The 10,057-nt window shown below is 75.2% G+C and carries 6 protein-coding genes; all 6 read left to right on the top strand.

Translation table 11 applies throughout. The features are described 5' to 3' along the window. Position 1: 1 nt before the first annotated feature. The 6 genes from eccB to EKG83_RS15025 all read left to right on the top strand — a co-directional run bounded on the left by eccB (position 2) and on the right by EKG83_RS15025 (position 9,976). On the top strand, positions 2–1,357 hold the full coding sequence (eccB, locus tag EKG83_RS15000; protein WP_033435322.1) for a type VII secretion protein EccB: 1,356 nt from the start codon (positions 2–4) through the stop codon (positions 1,355–1,357). 1 nt (position 1,358) lies between these two features. Next, on the top strand, positions 1,359–3,986 hold the full coding sequence (locus EKG83_RS15005; RefSeq protein ID WP_033435321.1) for a hypothetical protein: 2,628 nt from the start codon (positions 1,359–1,361) through the stop codon (positions 3,984–3,986). Between the two features lie 8 nt (positions 3,987–3,994). Then, positions 3,995–7,297: a right-handed parallel beta-helix repeat-containing protein gene (locus EKG83_RS15010; RefSeq protein WP_033435320.1), complete on the top strand. Its 3,303-nt coding sequence runs from the start codon at positions 3,995–3,997 to the stop codon at positions 7,295–7,297. Between the two features lie 174 nt (positions 7,298–7,471). Then, entirely contained in the window at positions 7,472–8,248 is a 777-nt protein-coding gene (locus EKG83_RS15015; RefSeq protein WP_063741530.1) for a type VII secretion system-associated protein, read from the top strand. A gap of 362 nt (positions 8,249–8,610) precedes the next feature. Next, the gene (locus tag EKG83_RS15020; protein ID WP_153278118.1) at positions 8,611–9,027 is read left to right on the top strand and encodes a YbaB/EbfC family nucleoid-associated protein; all 417 of its coding nucleotides are present in this window, start codon (positions 8,611–8,613) and stop codon (positions 9,025–9,027) included. 10 nt (positions 9,028–9,037) lie between these two features. Then, positions 9,038–9,976: a hypothetical protein gene (locus tag EKG83_RS15025; RefSeq protein ID WP_033435318.1), complete on the top strand. Its 939-nt coding sequence runs from the start codon at positions 9,038–9,040 to the stop codon at positions 9,974–9,976. Positions 9,977–10,057: the final 81 nt, after the last annotated feature.

Consider the following 10,057-nt stretch of genomic DNA (forward strand, 5'->3'; position numbering starts at 1 on the left):
CGTGCAGACCCAGCGGGACCACCTGCACGCCTACCAGACCATGGTCGGGCGGATGAGCTCCGCCCTGCTGCTCGGCGACACCAGCCACGGCGAGCCGCCCGCGCGGCGCGCGTTGTTCGGCCTGGTCATGGGCGTCGTCCTGGCACTGCTGATCGCCGTCGGCTTCGGCGTGTACGGGCTGATCAAGCCCGGTGGCTCGCAAGCGTGGAAGAAACCCGGCGCGATCCTGGTGGAGGAGGAGACCGGCGCGACCTACGTCCACCGCGGTGGCGTGCTGGTGCCCGTGCTCAACCAGGCGTCGGCGTTGCTGCTGGTCGGCGGTGGTGCGCACGTCGAGACGATCAAGCGCGCCTCGCTGGCGGGTCTGGACCGGGGGCCGGAGGTGGGCATCGTCGGCGCGCCCGAGGCCGTGCCCGACAGGGGCTCGCTGGTCACCGGGCCGTGGCTGCTGTGCCTGGCGGCCTCCGGCGGCGGCATGGGCGTGGACCTGGTGCCCGGTGCGGGGACGGTGCGCGCCGGCGCCGACCGGCACCTGTGGGTGGCCGCCGCGGACGGCACGCAGTACGTCGTGTGGGACGACCGCAAGCACCGGTTGGCCGACGAGACGGTCCCGGTCGCGCTCGGCCTGGGAGCCGGACCACCGGTCACCGCGCCGACCGCGTGGCTGGACGCCCTGCCCGACGGCCCGGAGGTCGGGGCCGCGCGGGTCGACGGCGACGGGAAGGCCGGGCCGCGGGTCGCGGACGCCCCCCACCGGGTCGGCGACCTGTTCGAGCACGACACGTCCAGCGGCCCCCAGCACTTCGTGCTCCGCGCCGACGGCCTGGCGCCGCTGTCGCGCACCGAGTCGGCGCTGGTCCAGGCGAAGCTCGGGCGCGCCGCGACCCGGCTGGACACCGCCGCGCTCGCCGCCGCGCCGCGGTCGGCGGACGACTCGCTGGTCTCGCGCCTGCCCGACCTGGCGACCACCAAGGCGCTCGTGGAGGCCGGGGGTCCCGACCGCGCGCTGTGCCTGGAGCAGCGGCCCAGCGGTGCGCGGGTGCTCAGCGAGTTGGTGACCGCGGACCCCGGGCACCGGCCGGCGGAGGCCACCGCGGACCGCGCCGCGACCCGGCTGGGTCCCGCGTCCGGGGTGCTGGCCGCCGCCGTGCCGGTGGCGGACGGGCGCAAACCCCTCCGCTACCTGATCACCGATCAGGGCGTGAAGTACCCGCTGGCCGACGACGAGTCGGTGGCCGCCCTCGGCTACGGCGGGGTGACGCCGGTACCGGTGGGCACCGCCGTGCTCGCCGCGGTGCCCACCGGACCGGTCCTCGCGCGCAGCGCCGTGGCCGTCGTGCAGAAGGGAGGCAGTTGACATGAGCCAGGTGACCGAACGCCGCGGCGGCGTGGAGATGACCAGCCGGATGATCGGGAACGCGCTGGTCGTCCACCCCCGGGACCAGTTGACCGCCGAAGCGCGCAACCTCGCCCTCGTGGTGGCCCTGGACCCCCACCACGACCTCGTCGTGGTGGACCTGCCCACCGGCAGCCCCTTTTCCGCGTGGGAGTCGGTCGCCGACCTGATGCCGCGGCCCCGGCGCGGCGTGCGGATCGTCATCGGCGGCCGGTCGCGGGAGACCACCGCACTGGCCGGGCAGTGGCTGGCCGAACGCCTCAACCGGCCGGTGATCGCGCCCGACGGCGCCGTGCTGCCGGGCGTGGGCGGGTCGCTGTTCGTGGACGCCGGGCGGCGCAGCGGCTGGATCAGGTTCCAGCCGGGCAAGCCGCCGCGCTGGGAGGCCAAGCGCTTCCCCAAGCCGGTGTGGGAGTCCGAGGCGCTGGCCGAGGCGGTGCCGACCAGCGCGACGGGCATCGCCGAACCGGTTGGCGGCGGTATCTGGATCCGCCCGGCGGTCGACGACGGTCGGCTGCGCGTGCACCGGGCCCGGTTGCAGGAGAACCTGCCGTGCCAGCCCGACGTGCTCACCGTGGTGCTGGGCTGCCCCGACGCGCCGCCGATCTCGTTCGACGACGTGGCCCGGTTCTGGGCCGGGCTGCCGGAGCCGCTGCGCGGCCGGGCCCGGCTGCTGCGCTACGGCCGGCTGTCCGGTTCGGACGGCGGTTCGCCGGAGCAGGCGCTGGCCGACTTCATGGGGCAGGAGCTGGTCTGGTACACCGGGTTGCCCGTCGGCTCCGTGGTCGACCCGGACGTCTACACCATCCGGCCGGGCGGTGTGCCGGGCTGGCGCAGCGCGGTTCGCGAGCTGGCGTACCGCCCGCAACCCGCCGGGGCGAACCCGCCGCCGCGCATCGTCAGCCACCGCCCGCCGGTGTCCGGGGTGTCCGAGGTCGGTCCCGCCACCTACTGGTACGCACCGGACGCGGTCGTGGAGGTCGTGCCCGCCGGGCTGTGGGTCCGGCCGCCCGCCGAGCCCGCGCACGCCGAGTCGGTGCGCGCGACGCCGCTGGACGCCGAGCGGCACCTGATGCTGTTCGAGGCGGGCACCGAGGCCGTCGCGGCGCGCATGAGGGGCTTGGCGGAGGACCTGGTGGCCCGGCTGGACCCGACCACCCGGTGGATGAGCGACCTGGTGGCCGCCGGGGCGCGGACCCCGGTGGCCGTCGCCGGTCAGGCGCTGGCCGAACTGGAGCACGAGCGGCCGCGGCGCGCGGTCGAGGCGTCCACGGAGGCGGCGACCGAGTTCGTGGCACGGCCGGTGCCGGTGGTGGACCTCGTGGGTGCGGGGGAGGAGCTGGACACCGGGACCCGCGGGCAGGTCGGCATCTCCCAGCGCCTGAGCCCGAACACCCCGCCGCACGGTACGCCGCCACACGGTACGCCGCCCGTGCCGCCGGTCGCGGTCGCGCCGCCCGTGCCGCGGCTCGCACCGCCGTCCGCGCCGCCGGTCGTGGACGAGCCCTCGGCCGCGCCGCCGCTCGTGGCCGAGCCGCCGATCGCACCGCCGTCCGCGCCGCCGGTCGCGACCGCACCGCCGTCCACACAACCGACCGCGCCGCCGCTCGTGGCCGAGCCGCCGGCCACGGCCGTGCCGCCCGCCGTCGCCCCGCCGGTGGTCGAGCCCGCCCTCCCGGCTCCCGCCGAGCCCGCGTCCGAGGCCCCCCTGGCCGCCGCGTCGCCCACCGCCCCGGGCGACGCGGCACCCGATCCCCGGCCCACCCCCGTCACCGCCTTCCAACCCGTGCCCGCCGCCTCGGCGGCCGCGGTGCTCCCCAAGCGCGGCCTGGAGGAGGAGCGGACCTGGCTGCGCAAGACGCTCAACCACCAGTTCGCCTCGGTGGCGAACTCGGTGGCCCGCGTGCTGTCCGAGCACCCCAGCTTCCAGGGCACGAGCGGTCGGTCCGCCGACCTGCTCACCGACGCGGTGGCCGTCCGCCTCTACCTCTCCGCCGAGGGCGACGGGCTCGACACCGCCCTGCGCGGCGCCACCGCGGGCCCGCACGTCCCGTTCGCCCGCTGCGCGGTCGCGGGGCTGAGCCGGCTGCCCTCGCACCGCGGCATCGCCGTCTACTCCACCTCCCTGTCCGACGAGGAGTGGGCGCTCTACCGGGACCGCAGGCTGGTCACCGAGTGGGGCTTCCTCAACGCCCTCACCGCACCCTGCGCCCGCCAGGAGGGCGACGTGGACGTGCTGCTGTGGTCCATGACCGGCCGCCGCACCAAGCTCCTCGAACCCGAGGCGGGCGGCCTGGCCGACCGCGTGCTGTTCGTGCCGGGCACCAGCTTCAAGGTGCTCGGCCTGACCGAGCCGACCGCCGGGGCGCGCGGCCGGGTCCTGCTGCGCGAGCTGGCGGCCGGGGAGATCGACGCCAACGGCCGGGTCGACCGCAACCGCGTCTCGCTGGACGAGCTGGCCACGACCGCGCTGCGCGCCGGCGCGGACAAGTGGGCGTCGGCCGAGCGGGTCGCGCGCACCCCCGAGGGCGCGACGGCCCGGTTCCAGACGTTGCCGGGCCTGGTCCGCCTCGCCCGAGCGGAGAGGTGACAGGCGAGATGAACCGACAGCTGCTCGTGGTGGACCGCAACCGCCCCGACGCCTACCCGACGATCACCGCGGCCCTGGGCAACGCCCGCGACGGCGCGATGATCAGCGTGTTCCCCGGCCGGTACGACGAGAACCTGGTGCTCACCCGCGTGGTGACGCTCACCGCGGAGCAGGGCCCCGGCACGGTCGAGGTGCGCGCCGCGTCCGGCAGCGCGGTCGTGGTCGACGCCGAGGCGGTGCGGCTGACCGGCCTGGTCATCACCGGCGCGGCCACCGACGTGGCGGCGCTGGACGCCCGGCGCGGCGAGGTCGCGCTGGACGCCTGCCACGTGGCCGGCGCGTCGTGGGCGGCCGTGCTGGCGCGGGGCCGCGGCCGGGTGTCGCTGCGCGGCTGCACGCTCACCGCGTCCGGCGGCGCGGGCCTGGTCGTCACCTCGCCCGACCAGAGCAGCGCCGAGGACACCGAGGTCGTGGACGCCTCGTCGTCCGGGGTGGTGGTGACCGAGCGCGGCGCGCTGGTGCTGCGCCGGGTGAAGGTGCGCCGCGCCGGCGGCAACGGCATCTGCGTCAACGGCAACGCCCGCGCGCTGGTCGAGGACTGCGAGGTCGTCGACACCAGCAAGCCCGCCGTCGTGGTGGAGGGCGACGCCGACGCCGACATCCGCGACCTGGTGGTGACCGGCAGCGACAGCCTGGACCTGTACCTGACCAGCCGGGGCGAGGTCACCGTCACCGGGTCCCGGTTCACCGGCGCGGGCGTGCAGGCCGCGCACCTGGCCGGCGAGACCAGGCCCGTGCTGCGCGGGTGCCGGTTCGCCGAGGCCGGCCGCAACGCCGTGCACGTCACCGGCACCGCCACACCCCACTTCGACGACTGCCGCGTCGAGGGCAGCCCGATCGGCGTGGTCGTGGACGGCGAGGCCAAGCCGCGCTTCACCAAGCTGTGGGTGGGCGGTTCCACGCACGGCGCGGTGCTGCTGCGCGGCGACGCCCGCGCCGAGGTGCGCGGTGCGCGGGCCGAGCCCTCCGCCGGGCCCGTGCTGGTCCTCAAGGGGCGGTCCACGCTGGTGCTCGCCGACGCCGAGGTCACCGCGGGCGACGCCCTGGGCCTCGACCTGGCCGAGGCGGTCAGCGCCGAGGTCACCGACCTGCGGCTGGCGGGCCGCGCGGAACAGCTCGTCGCGCTCAGCGGCGGTGCCCGCGCCACCTTCGCCTCGACGCTGCTGCGCGGCGGCGGCCTGCGCGTCGGCGCGGACAGCCAGGCCGTGCTGCGGGACTGCGAGGTCGTCGCCGCCGCCGGGGACGGCCTGGAGGCGGCCGGCGGCGCGCTGAGCGCCACCCGGTGCCGCGTCCGCGACGCGCGTCGCCACGGCGTCCACGTGCACGGCGGCGGGCGCGTCGAGCTGCACGACAGCGAGGTCGCCGGCAGCGCGGGCGACGGCGTGCTGCTCGACACCGAGGAGGAGTCCTCGGTCGTCGGCTGCACCGTCACCGGCAGCGGCGGCACGCCCGTGCACCGGCGCGTCGACCACGAACGCCTCACCGTCACCGGCCTGGTCACCGACGAGCAGCAGGTCTCCATCGGCATCGGGCCCGCGCGGACCGGGCGGTCCGACCAGGACGGCGCGCCGTCCCCGGGCGGGGGCGGCGACCGGCTCGGCGCGGTCGCGCTGGACGGGCCACTGGCCGACCTCGACGCGCTGATCGGCCTGCACGGCGTCAAGCAGGAGGTGCTGGGCCTGATCAACCTGATCAGGATGAGCCAGCGCCGCAAGGAGCTGGGCCTGCCCATGCCGCCGATGAGCCGCCACCTGGTGTTCGCGGGCCCGCCCGGCACCGGCAAGACCACCGTCGCGCGCCTCTACGGCTCGGTGCTGGCGGAGCTGGGCATCCTGGCCAAGGGACACATGGTGGAGGTCGCGCGGGCCGACCTGGTCGCCCAGTACATCGGCGCCACCGCCATCAAGACCGCCGAGGTGGTCAACAACGCGATGGGCGGCGTGCTGTTCATCGACGAGGCGTACACGCTGTCGAGCCAGTCCGGCGGCAACGGCCCCGACTTCGGGCAGGAGGCCATCGACACGCTGATGAAGATGATGGAGGACCACCGCGACGAGATCGTGGTCATCGTGGCCGGGTACTCGGAGCTGATGGAGAAGTTCCTGGCCTCCAACCCCGGCATGGCCTCCCGCTTCACCCGCACCATCGAGTTCCCGAACTACAGCGTCGACGAACTGGTCACCATCACCGCCAACCTGTGCCGCAAGCACTACTACGAGCTGTCCGACGACGCGGTCACCGCGCTGGGCGAGTACTTCGACCGCGTGCCGAAGAACGACACCTTCGGCAACGGCCGCGTGGCGCGCAAGCTGTTCGAGGCCATGGTGAACAACCAGGCGTCGCGCCTGGCGAACGAGCCGCCCGCCAAGGACGCCGACCTCAACCGCCTCACCGCCGCCGACCTCGCGCCCGAGATCGCCGCGCTCGGCCAGGCGCCCCCTTCCTCGGGCGGGCCCGACGCCGGCACCGATCCCGCCGCCGCGCTGGCCGCGAGCCGGGCCTGGCGCCGCCTCGCCGACCTGCACGGCCTGGACGAGGTGCGGGAGGCGCTGGGGCGCAACACCCTGCGGCTGTGCGGCCTCAAGCAGCGCCGCAGGCCCCTGGCGAGGCAGGCGGGCGCGGTCCTGGCCGGCCCGCGCGGCACCGGCCGCAGCGAGGTTGCCCGGCTCTACGCCCAGGTCCTGTCCGAACTGGACCTGGTCGGCACCGGGCACGTGGTCCGCGCCCGCGTCGGCCTGGACCTGTGCCCCCGCTGGCCCGGTCAGGCGACCAGCCTGGTCACCAGGGTCTTCGAGGACGCCGCGGGCGGCGTGCTCGTGCTCGACGCCGACGCGGGGTGGCTGACCGACTCCGCCGAGCGCCGCGCCGAGACCGCCGAGGCCCTGGCCGCGGCCATCCGCCGCGACGCGGACTCCGTGGTCGTGCTGCTGCTGGGCGAGCGGTACGCCGTCCGCGAGCTGATCGGCCTGGACCGGACCCTGGCCGAGTGCTTCGCCGAGGCGTGGGAGTTCGCCGAGCACGACGTGGACGACCTGGTCGGCATGGCGGTGCGCCACCTGGTCCGGCGCGGCCACGAGGTGCCCGACGACGCCGTGGCGGCCCTGCGCGCCCGCGTGGAGGTCTCCGCGGACCGCACGGCGCACGGCGCCCACCAGCTCGCCGACCGACTGGCCGCCACTGCGGCGTCCCGCACCCTCACCGCGGCGGATTTGCGCTCGCCGATGTCCGGCGGCCTGGCGGCCGTGGGCTGATCCGACCGGCGCGCGGCGGGCCGCGGCGGCCGGGCGCTGGGGAAGACCTCGGTGCCCGATCGGGTGGGAGAGGGGATGCCCCCATCCCGCAACGACGTCCGATTCGCTGGACTGGCGACCGGAAGTCATCGGAGCGCACGGCCGGTCGCCGGTTCGTGGTGGAGGAGGAGTGCGATGGTCGCCGCGGACGCGGACACCGAGAACTGGTTCCTGTTGATGGACCCGTCCTGGCAACCGGAGAGCGAGGACGACCCGCCGCCCCTGGAGGCGGTCGTGGGGCTGTGGCCGGTCGAGCCGGAGGGCGGGGTGGGGCGCTTCCGGGCCAACCCGTCGTACGTGCCGTCCGACCCGCAGTCGCCGACCGACCCGCTGGACGCGGTGATCCGGCTGTTGATGAAGGGGGAGGCGGAGGCGGACCAGCTCCAACTGCTGCTCCGCGACTCGCTGTTCGACATCGCCATGAACGGTGACGGCCGCCCGCTGGTGATGCGGTCCCCGGACGACGTGCCGTGCGTGGCGGTCACCACCTCGGAGGTGCACCGCAGGCGGGTCGCGTCGCCGGAGTGGCAGCGGATCGACCTGGACGACCTGGTGGTGTTCCTGGGCGACGAGGTGGACGTGCTGTTCAACCCGGGTGGTCCGGCTTCGGTGCGGCTGCTCGGCGACTTCATGCGGCGCACGCACGCCATGTCGGAGGAAGAAGTGGCTGCCGCCTACGAGCGGTTCCGGGACGGTCGGACCCTGGAGGTCGTGCCCTGGGACGTTCCGCCGGTCAGCGGCGGGGGAACCGCGGACGAGGAAGCTCCGGGCGCACTCGCGGAGGTCGTGGTCGACGGGCCTGCCGGCGCGGTTCCGGTTGACGTCCCCACCGGCGCGGTTCCGGTCGAGGGGCCCACCGGTGCGGTTCCGGTCGAGGGTGCCGACGAGCAGGACCGCACCGCGCGGTCCTGAGCACCGCGCGGTCCTGAGCACCGCGCGGTCCTGAGCACCGCGCACGACACGCCCCGGGGCGAGGTGGTGAGGCCCCGGCGGCATTACGGCGACCTGATCCCGCGGCCACGCGGGATCCTCGCCACCTCGCACAGCGGGGACCCGCCCTTGACGGCGGTCGTTCCCCTCGGGACACCCGGCGCCGTGAAGGGTGGGCCTCGCGGCCGGGGGCCCGCGAACCCGACCGGTGCGGCCCCCGCGAGCCGCGGGGCACACGTCCCGCGAGCTGATCGGGCAGAGCCCCCTGCGCCATCGGGACGTCCCGGCCCCCAAGCGTGGTGGCGCGGGTTCCCGCACCGCACCGTTGGATCAAGGAGGTCTTCGTGTCCAACCCGTACAGCGAGCAGCTCAGCCGCCTGATGGCCGAGTACCGGGAAACGCAACGCGCGATGGTGGAGGCGCAGCAGCGGCTGCGGAGCCTGAGCGTCACCGAGACCGCGCCGCGCCGCGTCGTGTCGGTGACCGTTGGCCACGGCGGTCGCGTCGAGGACATCAAGTTCCCCACCGCGGCCTACAAGCGGATGCCGCCGACGGAGCTGGCGAGCGCACTGCTCGACGCCATCGCCGCGGCCCAGCGCCGGGCGGTGGACGAGGCCGCCGAGGTGATGGCGCCGCACATGCCGGCGGGGGTCGACGCGAGGGCGCTGCTCTCCGGTGACGTCGAGGCGTCGTCGTTCGAGGTGCCGCAGTCGGGCGTGTCCGACATCCTGCGCGACCTGATGTCCGACCCCGGAAAGTGAGAAGAGGACCATGGCGATCAAATCCCCTCCGGGCAGCGGTGAGGATTCCGACTCCGACCTGCCGAGCACCGGAACCGGCGGCGACAAGCCGTCGACCGGTGTCGGGTGGCGGCTCGGGGCCGACACGCAGGCGTTGCGCAGGCGAGCGTTCGACCTGGACCGCGCGGGCGAGCGCATTCGCAAGTTCACCGACGCCTGGTGCCCGGTCCTCTCCGCGAAGCCGCTCAAGGACGGCGGTCAGGGAGGACTGGAGGACGAGGGCTGGCAGCAGGCGGAACCGGTCCTGGACGGGATGGTCACGGGTTTCTTCACCGCGCTCTACACGGCCGGTAGCGCACTGGCCACGGTCGGGACCGGGCTGAACATGCTCGCGGACGCACACGAGAAGACCGAGGAGAACAACACCGAGGTCGGCAGGGCCGCGCTCCACCAGCTCCCGCCGCCGAAGCGGAAGCAGCCGCAGGAGTTCCCCTCGTCGGGGGGTTCGTCGGGCGGTTCGTCGGGTGGTGATCGGTGGTTGGTGGCGTTGGAGTCGGATGATTCGGTGGAGCCGGAATACCTGGCCGAGCCGGTGACGCCGAGGTCCGGTGGCGCCGGGTCGTCCAGCGAGCCGCGGTCGTTCGAGGCCCAGCTGGACGCGCCGGTCAGCCGGAGGCCCGACCACGAGGCGTATCACCGGGTGGAACCCTTGGTGCCGGAAGCGGATTCGGGTTCCGATGCGACCGGGCAGGTCCTGGTCGATTCGCGCGTGGAGGAGCCCGTCGCCAGGATGCCCCGTGTCGACGTGGCACCGGAGGACACCGGTGCGGACGCGGATCGGCGCGACGGGACGGACCCGACCTCCGAGCCGCGGACCTCCGAGCCGCGGTTGCGGCTCGCCATCGGGAAGACCGGCGTCGTCGCCGAACCCCAGTGGTTGGCCGAACCGCTGAAACCGATGGTCGAGTAGCCGTCCGGCGTCACGCCGCCTCACCGCAAGCCACTTCCCGTCGATCGTCAACAGGTCCGCACGCCGGACAGGAGCGACACC

Origin of the sequence: Saccharothrix syringae, from assembly GCF_009498035.1 — a bacterium.
Lineage (GTDB): Bacteria > Actinomycetota > Actinomycetes > Mycobacteriales > Pseudonocardiaceae > Actinosynnema > Actinosynnema syringae.

Coding starts and splice junctions, on each gene's coding strand:
- EKG83_RS15005 (WP_033435321.1), top strand. CDS start 1,359: ATGAGCCAGGTGACCGAACGCCGCGGCGGCGTGGAGATGACCAGCCGG.
- EKG83_RS15010 (WP_033435320.1), top strand. CDS start 3,995: ATGAACCGACAGCTGCTCGTGGTGGACCGCAACCGCCCCGACGCCTAC.
- EKG83_RS15015 (WP_063741530.1), top strand. CDS start 7,472: ATGGTCGCCGCGGACGCGGACACCGAGAACTGGTTCCTGTTGATGGAC.
- EKG83_RS15025 (WP_033435318.1), top strand. CDS start 9,038: ATGGCGATCAAATCCCCTCCGGGCAGCGGTGAGGATTCCGACTCCGAC.